The sequence below is a fragment of the Pseudomonas sp. Irchel s3f19 genome, from assembly GCF_900187555.1.
Taxonomy (GTDB): Bacteria; Pseudomonadota; Gammaproteobacteria; order Pseudomonadales; family Pseudomonadaceae; genus Aquipseudomonas; species Aquipseudomonas capeferrum.
The window spans coordinates 172,261-186,955 of the sequence record NZ_FYDW01000005.1 but is presented as its reverse complement, the minus strand read 5'-3'; the positions used below and the strand labels follow the sequence as shown (position 1 = coordinate 186,955).

At 62.0% G+C, this 14,695-nt stretch carries 15 protein-coding genes; 5 read left to right on the top strand and 10 right to left on the bottom strand.

Annotated elements, in window-relative coordinates:
• Nucleotides 1-20 precede the first annotated feature (20 nt).
• Entirely contained in the window at nucleotides 21-926 is a 906-nt protein-coding gene (locus CKW22_RS14850) for a LysR family transcriptional regulator (RefSeq protein ID WP_095064295.1), read from the bottom strand.
• 98 nt (nucleotides 927-1,024) lie between these two features.
• Here CKW22_RS14850 and CKW22_RS14845 point away from each other — a divergent pair, with 98 nt between their 5' ends.
• A complete protein-coding gene (locus CKW22_RS14845) occupies nucleotides 1,025-1,786 on the top strand; it encodes a TSUP family transporter (RefSeq protein WP_033696804.1) in 762 nt (253 codons plus the stop codon).
• Between the two features lies 1 nt (nucleotide 1,787).
• Here CKW22_RS14845 and CKW22_RS14840 read toward each other — a convergent pair whose 3' ends face one another.
• From CKW22_RS14840 to CKW22_RS14825, 4 genes are all read right to left on the bottom strand, one after another.
• Nucleotides 1,788-3,212, bottom strand: coding sequence for a GGDEF domain-containing protein (locus CKW22_RS14840; RefSeq protein WP_095064294.1), 1,425 nt, complete (start codon nucleotides 3,210-3,212; stop codon nucleotides 1,788-1,790).
• A 138-nt stretch (nucleotides 3,213-3,350) separates the two neighbouring features.
• Nucleotides 3,351-5,180: an SLC13 family permease gene (locus tag CKW22_RS14835; RefSeq protein ID WP_095064293.1), complete on the bottom strand. Its 1,830-nt coding sequence runs from the start codon at nucleotides 5,178-5,180 to the stop codon at nucleotides 3,351-3,353.
• 138 nt (nucleotides 5,181-5,318) lie between these two features.
• Complete coding sequence (locus CKW22_RS14830) at nucleotides 5,319-5,705, bottom strand: glycine zipper domain-containing protein (RefSeq protein ID WP_033696807.1); 387 nt, start codon at nucleotides 5,703-5,705, stop codon at nucleotides 5,319-5,321.
• A 74-nt stretch (nucleotides 5,706-5,779) separates the two neighbouring features.
• Nucleotides 5,780-5,968, bottom strand: coding sequence for a hypothetical protein (locus tag CKW22_RS14825; protein ID WP_033696810.1), 189 nt, complete (start codon nucleotides 5,966-5,968; stop codon nucleotides 5,780-5,782).
• A 224-nt stretch (nucleotides 5,969-6,192) separates the two neighbouring features.
• Here CKW22_RS14825 and CKW22_RS14820 point away from each other — a divergent pair, with 224 nt between their 5' ends.
• Nucleotides 6,193-7,344, top strand: coding sequence for a GGDEF domain-containing protein (locus CKW22_RS14820; protein ID WP_095064292.1), 1,152 nt, complete (start codon nucleotides 6,193-6,195; stop codon nucleotides 7,342-7,344).
• A gap of 10 nt (nucleotides 7,345-7,354) precedes the next feature.
• On the opposite strand, the gene CKW22_RS14815 is transcribed toward CKW22_RS14820, so the two are convergent.
• Entirely contained in the window at nucleotides 7,355-7,657 is a 303-nt protein-coding gene (locus tag CKW22_RS14815) for an RcnB family protein (protein WP_095064291.1), read from the bottom strand.
• Nucleotides 7,658-7,771: 114 nt separating this feature from the next.
• Here CKW22_RS14815 and CKW22_RS14810 point away from each other — a divergent pair, with 114 nt between their 5' ends.
• Nucleotides 7,772-8,122 carry a hypothetical protein gene (locus CKW22_RS14810; RefSeq protein ID WP_033696813.1) on the top strand — a complete coding sequence of 117 codons (351 nt, stop codon included), beginning with the start codon at nucleotides 7,772-7,774 and terminating at the stop codon, nucleotides 8,120-8,122.
• 55 nt (nucleotides 8,123-8,177) lie between these two features.
• Nucleotides 8,178-8,999, top strand: coding sequence for a bifunctional 2-polyprenyl-6-hydroxyphenol methylase/3-demethylubiquinol 3-O-methyltransferase UbiG (locus CKW22_RS14805; protein WP_033696814.1), 822 nt, complete (start codon nucleotides 8,178-8,180; stop codon nucleotides 8,997-8,999).
• On the opposite strand, the gene CKW22_RS14800 is transcribed toward CKW22_RS14805, so the two are convergent.
• The 4 genes from CKW22_RS14800 to CKW22_RS14785 all read right to left on the bottom strand — a co-directional run bounded on the left by CKW22_RS14800 (nucleotide 9,000) and on the right by CKW22_RS14785 (nucleotide 12,130).
• Nucleotides 9,000-9,767: an SDR family oxidoreductase gene (locus CKW22_RS14800; RefSeq protein ID WP_019470688.1), complete on the bottom strand. Its 768-nt coding sequence runs from the start codon at nucleotides 9,765-9,767 to the stop codon at nucleotides 9,000-9,002. It lies immediately after the preceding gene.
• A 23-nt stretch (nucleotides 9,768-9,790) separates the two neighbouring features.
• Nucleotides 9,791-10,858 carry a phosphotransferase family protein gene (locus tag CKW22_RS14795; protein ID WP_095064290.1) on the bottom strand — a complete coding sequence of 356 codons (1,068 nt, stop codon included), beginning with the start codon at nucleotides 10,856-10,858 and terminating at the stop codon, nucleotides 9,791-9,793.
• Between the two features lie 187 nt (nucleotides 10,859-11,045).
• Nucleotides 11,046-11,363: an SCP2 sterol-binding domain-containing protein gene (locus tag CKW22_RS14790; RefSeq protein WP_033696817.1), complete on the bottom strand. Its 318-nt coding sequence runs from the start codon at nucleotides 11,361-11,363 to the stop codon at nucleotides 11,046-11,048.
• 56 nt (nucleotides 11,364-11,419) lie between these two features.
• The gene (locus tag CKW22_RS14785; RefSeq protein WP_033696819.1) at nucleotides 11,420-12,130 is read right to left on the bottom strand and encodes a histidine phosphatase family protein; all 711 of its coding nucleotides are present in this window, start codon (nucleotides 12,128-12,130) and stop codon (nucleotides 11,420-11,422) included.
• 425 nt (nucleotides 12,131-12,555) lie between these two features.
• Here CKW22_RS14785 and CKW22_RS14780 point away from each other — a divergent pair, with 425 nt between their 5' ends.
• Nucleotides 12,556-13,869 carry a tyrosine-type recombinase/integrase gene (locus CKW22_RS14780; RefSeq protein WP_095064289.1) on the top strand — a complete coding sequence of 438 codons (1,314 nt, stop codon included), beginning with the start codon at nucleotides 12,556-12,558 and terminating at the stop codon, nucleotides 13,867-13,869.
• The last annotated feature ends 826 nt before the right edge of the window (nucleotides 13,870-14,695 follow it).

Sequence of the window (14,695 nt, the reverse complement as noted above, 5' to 3'; positions counted from 1 at the left end):
GTCCTTTTCGGGTGCTTGGGTCAGGCCGACAGGCCGGCGCGGCGCAGGGCCTGCAACAGCTCACGCACCCGTGCGGGCAACTCGCCAGCGGGGTAGACCGCGTGCATTTGCGGGTCCTGGCCTGTGCTTGAAGTCAAGTGGTATTGCGGGCACACCCGCACCAGGCGCCCGGCTTCGACCTGGGCTTCGCCAACCCAGGCTGCCAGGCGCGCGATACCGCCCCCTGCCAAGGCGCTGTGGTACACCGCATCGCCCGAATCCAGGCGAAGCCGTGGCGTCGGGCGCAGGCTGGTGATCTGGCCATCACGGCAGAAGTGCCAGGCTTTGAGTATGCGCGGGGCGGTATGCAGAATCAGTGCGTGGTCTTCCAACTGATCGGGGTGTTGCGGGTTGCCCGCCATGGCCAGGTAGCCAGGGCTTGCATAGAGATGGCGGCGGTAGCCCCACAGCGGATAGCCGATCAGTTCGCTGGATTGCGGAAAGGCACCGCGCACCACGAAGTCGAATTTGTCCAGTAGCGGGTCCAGGGCGGCATCGCTGTACTGCACGTCCAGGGTCACTTGTGGGTGGCGTTGGGAGAACGCGGCGAGTACCCGTGGCAGCACATGTTCACCGAGCAACTGCGGCACGGCAAAACGGATCCAGCCTTGCGCGCTGCCGCTGAGCGCGGCCAGCTCATCGGCTGCATCACGTTGCGCATCCAGCAAGCGTTCGGCATGGGGCAACAAGCGCTCGCCGGCTTCGGTGAGGGTCACGGCATTGGCGTTGCGGTTGAGCAGTTTGCTGCCGGCATTGTCTTCCAGGGTTTGCACCGCACGCGTCACTGCACTGGGTGAACGGCCCAGGGCGCGCGCTGCGGCAACGAAGCTGCGCTTGTGCGCCACACTGACGAACGCCTGAATCTCCCGCAGCATGTCCAATGCCATTGCCTAGCCCTCGTTGCAGTTTTCGCAATGTGGCATTTCAACACAAGTGCGGCACTTTGATTAGCCTTGCAGGCTGACTCACTGCCTGGAGCTGTATCATGATGGATATCGCCGTACTTTCTGTATTCGCCTTTGCCGCCGGTTTGATCGACGCCGCCGTGGGCGGTGGTGGGCTGATTCAGATTCCGGCGTTGTTCAACGTGCTGCCCACCGCGCAACCGGCGGCCTTGCTGGGCACCAACAAGCTGGCCTCGGTGTGTGGTACGGCCTTTGCGGCGCGCTCGTTCATTCGCAAGGTCACGCTGGACTGGGGGCTGATTGTGCCCGCAGCGCTCAGTGCCTTCGTCATGTCGTTCGTCGGCGCCGCCACAGTATCGCTGGTGCCGCCCAGCGTGATGCGCCCGGCAGTGCTGGTGATGATCGTCCTGATGGCGATCTACACATTCTGCAAGAAGGACTTCGGCACCTTGCACAAGCCCACGCAGATCGGTCGCAAGGAGCAGTGCCTGGCGGTGCTAATCGGCGGCGCGATCGGTTTCTACGATGGGCTGTTCGGGCCAGGCACCGGCAGCTTCCTGATCTTCCTGTTCATTCGCTTCTTCGCCCTGGACTTCCTGCATGCCTCGGCTTCGGCCAAGGTGGTGAACATCGCGACCAACCTGGCGGCGCTGGTGTTCTTCGTGCCGTCGGGCAACGTGTTGTACGCCATCGCCTTGCCGATGGCGGCATGCAACATTCTCGGCGCTTTGACCGGCACCTGGCTGGCGGTGCGCAAGGGGGCAGGGTTCGTGCGCGGGCTGTTCCTGATTTTGCTGTGCGTACTGATCGCCAAGCTGTCCTGGGACTTGCTGGCCGGGTGAGTCAGACCACCTGGCGCTGTGCCTCGGCCTGTTCGACACGGTTGCGGCCATGGGCCTTGGCCCGGTACAGCGCCTGGTCGGCGCGCGCCAGCAGTTCGTCCAGGCTCGGTGCCGGGGTCTCGGCGGCGCAGCCGTCCAGGCCGATACTCACGGTAATCTGCAGGCGATGGTCGGCCTGCACCACATGCAGGTCCTGCACCGCCCGGCGCAGGCGTTCGGCGGTGAATTTGGCACGCTCCGGCGCAAGGCCCGGGAGGACCACGACAAACTCCTCGCCGCCCATGCGTGCGAACAGCTGCCCTTCGTGCAACTGGTCTTGCAGGGTGCGGGCGAAATGGCGCAGCACTTTGTCACCGACCGCGTGGCCATGCGCGTCATTGATCGCTTTGAAATGGTCGATGTCCAGCATCATCAAGGTCAGCGGCAGTGCCGGGCCGTGTTGCTGGCGGCTGTCGAGCAGGGCGTTGGCACGGCGGGTGAACGCGCTGCGGGTCAGTACACCGGTCAGGTGATCGATGGTGGCCTGATGCGCCAGGCGCGCCAGCAGGCTGCGGTTGGCCTGGCTGACACAGGCCACCACCAGCGGGCCGAGCACCAGCATGGCGATGCCCAGGCGCGCCGACATCAGCGTAGTGACCCCCGGTTCGCTTTGCGGCACGCTGAAGTGCATGAGGTTTTGTGCGACCGCGACGATCAGCGTACTGCCAGCGGTGAGCGTCAGCAGCGAGACCAGAAACGGCGGGTAAGTCCAGGCACACCACAACAGTGCGGCAATGGGGAAGGCAATGGCGCCTGGCCCACCAAAGGCAATGCTGAAGGCCAGCGAAGCAAGCAGCACCAGCAGGGGCGGCAAACGTACCGGCTGGGCGCCGCTGCGCATCAGGGCGCGTACCGAGGGGGCGGTCAGCAGCACTGGCAGCACCAGTACGCCGGTCGAGAACTGTTCGCTGAACCAGGCCAACCAGGTGGCCTGCAGGGATTGCTCGAACCAGGGGGCGGCCATGACCGAGGCCAGGCTCGCCGCGACCATGGCACCGGCCGCGCAAGCGGCAAACACGCTGAGTACGCCATGCGGGCTGCGCATGCGGCGGTGCAGGCGCGGCACGCGTGCCAGCAACTGCCACACGCTGAACACCATGCCGAGGTTGCACAGGTTGAACCACAAGGCCGGCATCCAATCGCTGCCGCACAGCAGGTCGGCCGCCACCATGGCCAGCCACACCAGTGTGAAACCAAGGGCATTGGCCTGACGGGGGTAACGCAACAGCACGCCGACCAGTACCGCATTGACTGGCCAGAACAGCGACAGGGACTCGATCGGGCGTGCCAGGATGCCGCCCAGGGTCAAGGCAAAGGTCAGGCAAAGCAGAGCGACGTAGGACAACAAGCGCGATTGGGCTGGAAAAACCATGAACTCGACCGGCAAGCGGAAACGAAATCCAGGAAAACGCCTTGAAGCACCTGGGGCAATTACGTATCAGTGTGTTTCCACAGGGCAGTGGGTGTCAATCTGCCGCGATCCGGCTGGATAATGTCAAATTGCCTGCATTCCCTGTCGATTTCATCACAAGCCGAAGAACCACGGCACCATCAGTACGGTGACCAGCATCACCAGCAAGGTAAAAGGGACGCCGACTTTGACGAAGTCACCGAAGCGGTACTGCCCAGGCCCGAGCGCCAGGGTGTTGACGGGTGACGAGACGGGCGTCATGAACGCTGCCGATGCGGCGAGGGCCACAGTCATGGCGAACGGGTAGGGCGACATGCCCAACTGGGTGGCGGTGCTGATTGCTACCGGTGCCATCAGCACGGCGGTGGCGGTGTTGGAGATGAATAGGCCGATCACCGCGGTCACGGCAAACAGGCAGGCCAGAATGGCCCTCGGTCCGGCGTCGCCGAGCAAGCTGACCAGGCCGGTCACTGCCAGGTCGATACCGCCGGTTTTCTGCAGGGCCAGGGCAAAGGGCAGCATACCGACGATCAGTACCAGGCTCTGCCAATGGATGGCCCGGTAAGCGCTGTTCATGTCGATGCAGCGGCCCGCGCCCATCAACAGGCAGCCGATCAAGGCGGCGATGACATTGGGCACCGCGCCGCTGACCATCAGGCCGACCATCACCGCCAGGCTCAGCAAGGCCTGCGGTGCGCGCCTGCGGGCCGGGGCGACCTGATCGACTTCGGCGGGCAGGCTCAACACTAAAAAGTCGTGGGGGTTGCTTTGCAGTTGACGCACGGCTTTCCAGGGGCCTACCACCAGCAGCGTATCGCCCAGGCGCAGCTTTTCTTCCACCAATTGCTCTTCGATGGCGGCCTGTTCACGGCGCAAACCCACCACGTTGAGGCCGAAACGGCTACGGAACGCCAGCTCGAGGATGCTCTTGCCGACCAACTGCGAGCCGGGGGGCAGCGACACTTCGGCCATGCCCAGCTCCTGGGACTGGTCGATGAAGTACGCCGCCTTGAAGTGCAGGGGTTCCAGTTGCATGGTCTGGCACAGGCTGCGCAGGTCGTCGCGGTTGGCGAACAGGTCGAGCAACAGCACGTCACCTTGGTGCAGCACGGTGTTGGAGTCGGCCGCGATGACCCGCGTGGTGAACTTGTGCTGGCGTTCGATGCCGATCACGTTGGCGCCATGCCGGGTGCGCAGCTCCAGCTCGCCCAGGGTATGGCCGATCAGCGGCGAGTGGGGGCGGATGCGCAGGCGCCGCTCGCGGCCGTTGAGCTTGTAGTCCAGCACCAGGTCGAGCAGCGTACGGCGGGTTTCCACGCGGCCGTCCTTGCGCACTTCACCATTGAGCCAGTGGCGCGTCAGCAGCATGTAGCCGATGCCCAGCACCAGCACCACCAGGCCGAACGGGGTAAAGCTGAAGAAGTTGAAGCCCTGCTCGCCATGGCGCACCAGTTCACTGTGCACCACCACGTTGGGGGGCGTGGCCACCAGGCTGAGCATGCCGCTGATCAGGCCGGCGAAGCTCAAGGGCATCATCAGGCGGCTGGGTGACAGTTTGAGGCGCGCGGCGATGCTCAGCACCACCGGTATGAAGATCGCCACCACCCCGGTCGAGCTCATCACCGAGCCCAGCCCCGCTACCGCCACCATCAGCAATACCAGCAGGCGCACTTCACTGTTGCCGGCCCGCTCGCTCATCCACTCGCCAATGCGGTAGGCAATGCCGGTGCGCACCAGGCCTTCGCCGATCACGAACAGGGCCGCGATCAGCACCACATTGGGGTCGCTGAAGCCGGCCAGGGCCTGTTCCACGGTAAGGATGCCCGATAACGGCAGGGCGAGAATCACCATCAGCGCGACCACGTCCATGCGCGGGCGGTTGATGATGAAGAGGACGACGACGATGGCCAGCAGGCCGAGGACCCAGAGCAGCTCTTGGTTCATGGGGAGGGGGTGTTCCTTCACACGGGGGCACGGTAGACAGTAGCAGCCAGTGTGCCAGCTTGCGGTGAAGTGTATGTTGACGTGTTGCAGGGTTTCACAAGCAAAAGGGGCTGCCGAGCAGCCCCTTGGTCACCGGGATCAGTGACGGTGACGGCGGTGCTTCTTGCCGTTGTTGTCGCCCAGGTGGTTGCCGATGGCACCCCCTGCAGCACCGCCCAGGCCGGCACCGATGGTCGAACCGGCAGAGCCACCGACCTTGCCGCCCAGCAGCGAACCACCCGCCGAACCCAGGCCACCGCCGATGGCGGCTTCGGTGCGATTGCCCTTGCGTGCGCCTACCGCACTGCCGGCCGCGCCGCCGACACCGGCACCAATCGCAGCGCCGGTGCTGCCGCCGATCTGTTGACCGACAACGTTACCCAGTACACCACCCAGGCCACCGCCAATGGCGGCGGTACCGTCACCGGCGAAAGCGCCCTGGCACAGCAGCAGGCCGAGAGCAAGGGAAGGTAGAGTCAGACGCATGGTACGAACCTCAAAAGGAATCATCAGGTTAAGGTGCCGCGCAACGGGCGGCGGGTCAGGGGTGCAAAGACGCTTCAGCGGTAGTAGCGGTCACCGCGGTATTGACGATTGTCATCGTCATCATCGCGGTCATGCCGATGATGGTGGCGCTGGCCACGGTCGCGATCACGCCAGCCATCGTCGTCGTCATGGTAGCGATGGCTGTGGCAACCAGCGGTCAGCAGGATGGCGGCAACCAACGAGAAGCTTGCAAGGCGGGTCATCACGATATAGGTCCTTGATCCGCAAAGGTTTACGGGGCACTTCCTGAGACTGGGAACGGTCCATTTGGTTTCCTTGGCAGGCAAAATTTTGTCAGGCGCGCGATCAGCGGCGTGCCTGCCGGCTGCTGTTCTGTCCCGCTCGGTCATGGCCGAGCCGCGGGTCGGCCACTAAACTGCACAGCAAGCCGCAGCCAAGACGGCAAACTGCCACACGGTGAATCACGATGATCGCCCACACCCCCACGTTGTTCGCCGCCGTTGCCCTGGTTGCAACCATTCTGGCCTTCTGCCTGCTGCTGGTCGGGCGCAGCAACCGCCGCGACAACCTGATGCTGACCGGTTGCGGGCTGCTGGTGCATGCCTTGGCCTATGTGTGCTACACGCTCTATGTCCAAGCGCCGTTATGGGTGAGCTATGGCCTGGGCAACAGCTTGCTGTCCCTGGCCTTGGCGTTCTATTCGGCCAGCCTGTTCCGGGTGCGCGAGCAAGTGATCCCGTGGCGGATGATCTTCGTCATTCCCGCCGTCATGCTGGTGGGGCTGATGCTGCTGCTCGATACCCTTGAGCCCCGCATGTTGCTGGCGACGCTGGTGCTGATGCTGCAGTGTTCGATGATCCTGTATTGGGCGCGGCGTTACGTCGAGCGGCCGGGCAGGGCGCACCTGCTGCTGCAGATCGGTGCGCTGATCAGCCTGGTCGGGCTGGGCATGCGCGCCGTGGCTGTGGCCAATGGCACGGCCGTGGAAATGCGCTACGACACCAGTAACCTCAAGCAAAGCATTTCGGTGGCGATCGGCACTGCCACGGTGATGATGTATTCGATCGGGCTGGTGCTGATGGCCAAGGAACGCAGCGAATCACGCCTGCAGCACCTGGCCCTGCGCGATGTGCTCACGGGTACCTACAATCGCCGGGCGATCCTCGAGCGCTTCGTCGTCGAGCTGGACCGCGCCCGGGACGCGCAGAGCAGCCTGGCCGTGGCCATGATCGACATCGACCACTTCAAACGCATCAACGACCTGTACGGGCACCTGGCCGGTGACGAGGTGCTGTGCCATTGCGTGCGCCAGTTGCAGCAACGCTTGCGCCAGGGAGACAGCCTGGGCCGCTATGGCGGCGAGGAATTTTTGCTGCTGTTGCCCGAAACCGACCGCGTTGGCGCAATGGCGGCGCTGCAGGGCTTGCGTGAGGCCATTGCCCGCAGCCCCGCACGCTTTGCCAGCGATGAAATCGAGCTGCGTTTCAGTGTCGGATTGTGGTGCAGTGTGCCCGGCGCCAACGACAACACTGCCAGCCTGCTTGCTCAGGCCGATGCAGCGCTGTACCAGGCCAAGGCCGCCGGGCGCAACACGGTGCACATGGCGGCCTGTGTGTAGCTCGGCAGGGTCAGGACGCGGGGTGGATGGCCAGGACCACACCATTGGTGATCTGCACCAGCACATAGTGCTCGCCCATGCGCACCCAGTGGCTTTCCTTTTCGGGGGCCGGCAGGCCTTTAGCTTTCCAGTCTTTTACCGTCTGGTCATCGCGTTTGTATTGGTCGGGGGCCTTATCACCTACCTTGAGTTCGCGGTTGTGGGTTTCCGGCCCGGTGATGCTTTCTTCGGCTGAGGGCGCGGCAGAGGCGGCCAGCGGTAGGCAGGGCAGGGCGGCGAGCAGCAGTGAAGGCAGCAGGTGATGCAGTTTCATGGCGGTTTCCTTGTGACGGCATGTCCTTACTGCGACAGCGGCGTGCCGCCAACAATTCACTCGCGGTGCCTGCCAGTGCTAGAGTCGCCTTCTTTTTTGCCCTGAGGGTTGAACATGCGAGCAATTCTGCCGATGGCCGCGATACTGATGCTGGTCGGTTGTGCTTCTGCGACCATGGAAACGGCACGTGGCGGCAAGCCGACCGCGCAGCTCGATTCGCACAAGGCGCCCGCGCTGGTAGCCCAGTGCATCCAGTTCAGCTGGCAGGAAGAGGCGGTGTTCGGGGTCGATGCCAGTGGCTACCTGGAGCCGCGCAAGCTGGGTGGTTTCACGGTGTATACCCGCGATGCCGAAGCGTTCGTGGATATCTATCCGCAAGCAGACGGAACGCGGGTCGACTACTACGCGCAAAACAATGACAGTGTGGCCCTGCAACGGCGCGCGGCGGCGGCGACCTGCCTGTAATGATGAAGGCCTGACCAGGGCTGCCGAGACACGACACGTAGACAAGGACGTAAGCATGGACCGATCACTGCAACTCAACCGCAGCAGTTGGGACGAACGAGCCCCCTTGCATGCGGCCTCGAAAGACTATGAGGTCGAACGGCTCGTCGAGCACCCTGCGCATCTTTCCGAAACCGTTCGCTTCGACCTGCCGTTGCTAGGCGATATCAGCGGGTTCAACACCGTTCACCTGCAGTGCCACATCGGTACCGATACCCTCTCGCTCGCCCGCCTGGGCGCGAAGGTCTGCGGCCTGGATTACTCCGGGGCTTCGCTGGCCGAGGCGCGGGCACTCGCCGAGCGCTGCGCGGTGCCGATCGACTATGTGGAATCGGATGTCTATGCCGCCGACCAGGTGTTGCCCGCAGGTAGCTTCGACCTGGTCTATACCGGCATCGGCGCACTCTGCTGGCTGCCCCACATCGAACCGTGGGCGCGTACGGTGGCAGCCCTGCTCAAACCGGGTGGGCGGTTGTTCCTGCGCGATGGCCACCCGATGCTGATGGCGGTCAACGAAGACCATCAGGACCGCCTGTTGATCGAGTATCCGTACTTCGAGCACGACACTCCGACGGTCTGGCATAACGACCAGACATACGTCGAAACCGATCAGCGCCTGGTCCATACCGAGACCCATGAGTGGAACCACGGCCTGGGCGAGGTGATCAGTGCGTTGCTGGCGCATGGGCTGCAACTGACAGCTCTGGTCGAGCACCAGAGCATCCCTTGGGAGGCGCTGCCGGGCCAGATGGACAAAGGTGCCGACGGCGAGTGGCGCTTGCGCCAGCAGCCGTCACGCCTGCCTTTGAGCTACACCCTGCAGGCAATCAAGGCCTGATCAGGACAGGTAACCGCCGTCAACGTTGAGTGCGGTGCCGGTGGTGTAGCTGGAGGCATCGCTGGCCAGGTACAGCACCGCGCCGGCCATTTCCTTGGGGTCGGCCACGCGCTTGAGCGGGATCTGCTGCAGGGCGGCGTTGAGGATGGCGTCGTTCTTCACCAGTGCCGAGGCGAACTTGGTGTCAGTCAGGCCTGGCAGCAGCGCATTGCAGCGGATGCCGAACTGCGCACATTCCTTGGCGAAGACCTTGGTCATGTTGATCACCGCCGCCTTGGTCACCGAATAGATGCCCTGGAAATGCCCCGGCGAGACGCCGTTGATCGACGCCACATTGATGATGCTGCCGCCGCCGTGTTCGCGCATCAGCTTGCCGGCTTCCACCGACATGAAGAAGTAACCACGAATGTTGACGTCCACGGTCTTCTGGAAGGCGTTCAGGTCGGTGTCCAGCACGTTGCAGAACTGCGGGTTGGTGGCGGCGTTGTTGACCAGGATATCCAGGCGCCCGAACTGTTCGCGGATACCGGCGAACACCTGCTGGATCTGCTCCATCTCGCCGATGTGGCAGGCCACTGCAGTTGCCTTGCCCCCGGCGGCAATGATCGCCTCGGCGACCTGCTGGCAGCCGTCCAGCTTGCGGCTGGAGACGATCACGTGGGCGCCCTGCTGGGCCAGCAGGTGGGCAATGGCTTCACCGATGCCGCGGCTGGCGCCGGAAACGAAGGCGATCTTGCCGTCAAGGTCGAACAAGTGGGTCTTGGACATGCTGTTTTCCTTGTTGTCTGTCGTCAGAGCGTGGTGCTGGCGATGACCTTCAAGGCCATCTGCTCCAGCAGCCGGTTCATGTGGATGAACTGAGCGAAGCGCTTGTCCTGGGTCTGGCCGTGGTAGTAGCGGTAGTAGATCTGTTGCACGATGCCGGCGAGGCGGAACAGGCCATAGCAATAGTAGTAATCGAAGTTGTCCAGGCGGATACCGGCGCGCTCGGCGTAGTAATCGACGAACTGGCGACGGCTCAGCATCCCAGGGGCGTTGCTGGGTTGGCGGCGCATCAGTTGCATCGGCGCCGGGTCACCCGCTTCGATCCAGTAGGCCAGGCTGTTGCCCAGGTCCATCAGTGGGTCGCCAATCGTGGCCATCTCCCAATCCAGCACGCCGATGATGCGCATCGGGTTGTCGGCATCGAGGATCACGTTGTCGAAGCGGTAGTCGTTATGCACGATGCCGGGGCGCGGATGGTCGGCGGGCATCTGCTCGTGCAGCCAGGCGATGACCTGCTCCCAGCGTGGCGCATCCTCGGTGATGGCTTTTGCATAGCGGCTGGTCCAGCCCTCGACCTGGCGCTGCACATAGCCTTCCGGCTTGCCTAGGTCGGCCAGCCCGCAGGCCTGGTAATCGACTTGGTGCAGTTCCACCAGGCGGTCGATGAAGCTTTTGCACAGGGCTTCGGTCTTGGCGGCGTCAAAGTTGAGTTCAGCGGGGATGTCCGAGCGCAGGATGATGCCCTTGACCCGCTCCATCACGTAGAACTCGCCGCCTATCAGGCGCTCGTCGGTGCAGTGCACGTACGCCTTGGGGCAGTACGGGAAGCCATCGTTGAGCTGGTTGAGAATGCGGAACTCGCGGCCCATGTCGTGGGCCGACTTGGCCTTGTGGCCGAACGGCGGCCGGCGCAGTACAAAGTCGCGGCCCGGGTAGCTGACCAGGTAGGTGAGGTTGGAGGCGCCGCCAGGGAACTGGCTGATGCTCGGCAAACCCGCCAGGCCGGTGATATGGGCCTTGAGATAAGGGTCGATGACGGCCGCGTCGAGTTCTTCGCCGGGGCGTACCTGGGTGGACTGATCGGTGAGCGTCATGCGTTTTCCTTATTATCGATCGCAAGGACTATTGGCTAATTTAATGGCCTGCGGGAACTGGAACAAGCGTCCTAGTAGTCATATAGACAAGGGTGTTGCAGGTGGATCAATCGCCTTGATGGGGTGGGCAAAAAAAAACCGAAGCCGGTCAGGCTTCGGTTTTTTCATCGCTCGGCGTGCCCGTCACTCAGGAAGGGAACAGCTCGCTCAGTTTCATCGACAGCATCATGTCGCCCTCGACGCGCAGCTTGCCGCCCATGAAGGCCTGCATGCCGTCGGTCTCGCCACTGACGATACCCTTGAGGGTCTCGCTGTCCAGCACCAGGGTGCAGTTGGCGTCTGGGTTCTCGCCTTCCTGGATGTCGCAGGCACCGTCCTTGACGATCAGCGCGTACTTTTTGCCTTCGTCGGTGATGTCGAAGCCGAACACCAGGTCCAGGCCGGCGGCAGCGGCTGGGTTGAACTTCTCTTGCATCTTCTTAACGGCATCAGCTACGGAGGTCATGGCGCATTCCTTATAGAGTGATTTTCACGTCCCCGCAGGGACACAACAAGCCGGGCTCATCGGTAGGTAATGAGCTCCGGCGCCCTCAACAGCTGCACATGGGCTTGGCTGTTGAAGGAAGCCAGTGCCACGTCGCGGCCGCGGAACTTCAGCTGGCTGAGCGACGTGTTGATAATTTGCCAGTTCAGTGCGAAAGCCTGGCTGGGGGTAATGCAGGTGACCAGGTGGAGCAGGGCGGCGATGGTGCCGCCGGAGGTGAAGATGGCGATGTTGTCGCCACTGCCTGCGGCTTCGAGCACACGTTGCAAGCCCTTCTGGACGCGGGCGGTGAAGGCCTGCCAGGTCTCCAGGCCGTCGTCGGCATGCTCGCCATCGTGCCAGCGCTGCACCATCAAGGCGAACAGGCGCTGGAATTCACTGCGGTGCTGCGCGCCATTGCGCAAGATGTGCAGGGCGTTGGGTTCGTGCTCCATCAGCCCCGGCAGCAGGGCGTGGATCACCCCGTCGGCATCGAATTCATTGAACGCCGCGTCGGTCTCGACAGCCGGTACCGCGCAGCCGCTGGCGTGCAAGGCCTCCAACGCCAGGCGTGCGGTATCCTGCTGACGGCGCAGGTCGCCGGCCACGCAACGATCCAGCCGCACACCGAGCTGAGCCAGGTGTTCGCCCAGGGCCTGGCTCTGACGCACACCGACGGCTGAGAGGACGTCGTAGTCTTCGGCACCAAAGGAGGCTTGGCCATGTCGGATCAGGTAGAGGTTGCCCACGAAGGTATCCGGCCTGTTGGAGGTTGCTGCGAGGTTAGGATGTGCCACACAGGCTGTCAACGAAAAAACATACAAGCGTTTGAAAAGGTTGTTTGAACTGTGTTGCCAGCGTTTACACCGGCTGGCAGCGCCTCAGGCGCACCGGTATGCTTGTAGCAGTTACGCGCTGAACTGGCGCCAGTCTTTGAAGGAGTCAACGTGGAGTTTCTTGCCAACTGCCTGACATGGGGGTCCAAGCCCCGTATTGCTTAGGCTGCGCCACAATGACCACCAATCGACCAGCTCAATCTGTCACAACCCTGTTAAAGATCGCCAAGCCTTGGGTCTATCGTCGTGACAATGGGTCGTACAGTCTCCGGGTGAGACCATTAGGCACCTCAAAGACTCACACGGTCTCTCTACGCACCACCGCTAAGGCCACCGCAATGTCCTCCACACGCCACCTCATGGCCGCTCTACAGGTCTTCCATCTGGACAACCCAGAGGCCACTTGGCCAGAGCTGAAGGCCCGTCTGAGTGAGATCGCTGAGGGAGCCTTAGCGACCCCTGAAGAGGACACCTATGGCCTCGTGCTGTCTGACCTTGCCGAGAACCTTCAGGAGGCCGCTCGGGTCCTTCCACTGTCCATCCCACAGGCCAAAGCCATTACGCTTGCCTACAGGGTCCTCAGTGCGTCTCAGGCGAGACTCAGCGGGGACCTCAAGCCTCTACTGGGTCTACTGGACAATGAGCTGGCTGACTCAATAGATCATTCCTATCATCTTGGTGCAGTCGATAGAGATAACCGTCTCTCCCTGCCTCAATCTGTAAGTCCACATTCAGTCCCCGCTGAGTCTCCCGTTAATGCCCCTGCTGGCCCAGCCCATGAGTTCACCTTTCAGGCCCTGAGTGACGCCCTTGAGGCTGAGCGTGGTGAGACCATGGCGCCTGCCACCTTGAAGAACTTCAGATCGTCCTCTAAGACCATCGCCGGGCTGCTGGGTGACTTGGACATGCGGGCACACACTCGGGCTGACATGCTGGGCGTGCGTGAGGCCCTTCAGGAGACCCGTAAAGGTTCCACTGTGAACAAGCTGCTGACTCACTTGGGCATGGTCGTGTCGTGGTCTCAGGCTACAGGTCTCATCACTCACGACTATTCCAAGAAGCTGGCTGTCACTAAGGGCGCTGAGAGTTCCCGCCAAGCCTTCACAAAGGCCCAGACAGAGGCCCTCAAGGCTGCCTCAGTGGGTCATCTTGCGTCTGACTGGAAGGGCGCCGCTATGGCTCTGGGCGTGGCCTCTGGGGCTCGTATTGGTGAGATCCACCAGTTGACCGGGCAGGACATCACGAAGGACCCAGAGACAGGCCTGTGGCTGATGTCGATCAACGATGACAACGGGAAGACCCTCAAGAACAAATTCAGTCGTCGTGTGGTCCCTCTGGTCGGGATCCCTGAGGCCACCTGTGAGGCTCTGGTAGGCACCGTGGGTCGTCTGTTCCCTATGTCTATGTCGGGCTTTGCTCAGATGCTTAATCAGGCTGTGAGGGACGTTCTGGGGACCGTAGCGGGTGAGGGTCTGAGCTTCCATAGCCTGCGCCACTCTCTGGCCACTGACCTCAAGGCCTCAGGTTGCCCGGTAGGTACCGCTCAAGAGATCCTTGGGCACTCCTCAGGATCAATTAGCTACGACCTATATGGCGGGTCTGCCAGTGCTGACGTTGTGCGACTCGCTGAGGCCCTCGCTAAGGTCCGCTAAAGCCCTCACTAAGGGCGACCCCAAGGGCAGACCAGAAGACTACTCACAGAGGCTCCTTACGCGGGGCCTTAGTGCTGTCTGGGGGCCGTCACTCAGTTGGCCTGGGATTCTCTGTGACCAGTTGGTGATCCAGATTTGGATTGCGAGACTGTGACCACAAGGGCCTATAGGGTCATGCCTGAGACCAGATTAAAAACCCACACATTAGACTTAGGGAGTGACCGGTTTAGCAGTCATGGCCGCCTCTACGTCATTGGGGTTTCACTCATGGATTTGGCGATGCGTCAACAAAAGTTAAAAACCCACACAATAGACATAGGGACCAGAAAATAATTCAGGTCTCCTCTCAAAGTGCCTCATGACGACTCACAAAGTCGCCCACTGAGGGGAACCCTGAGACCGGATAGTGCCATAGAGCCAGACCACTCAGGGACCATACAGACCAGACCGTTATACGGTGATGTCTGGGTCCAGCACTGGGGACCATTCAAACGATATTGTTGTTAGGCCTTTATGGCTTGATGACCCTTGATGGGGCTTGGGCCTCCCGTCACTGCTCGTTGGATCACGGGGCCTTTAACTTAAAGACCTCTAAGTCTTAAAGACTCTTTAAGTAAGAGCAAAGACCAATATTAGGATTAGACTATAAAGATTGCTATCTGATAGTCCTCATTGAGTAACGTAAAGAGACTTTAAGTGGTCTCTAAGTGGACTCAGTGACAGGGGACCATTGTAGCTGTATCCCCTCCCTAAAGCCTCCCTCTATGGGTCTCCCACAGGGTCCTCCCCAAGGCCTATGAAGGTACTCACAGACACCGCGTAGGCT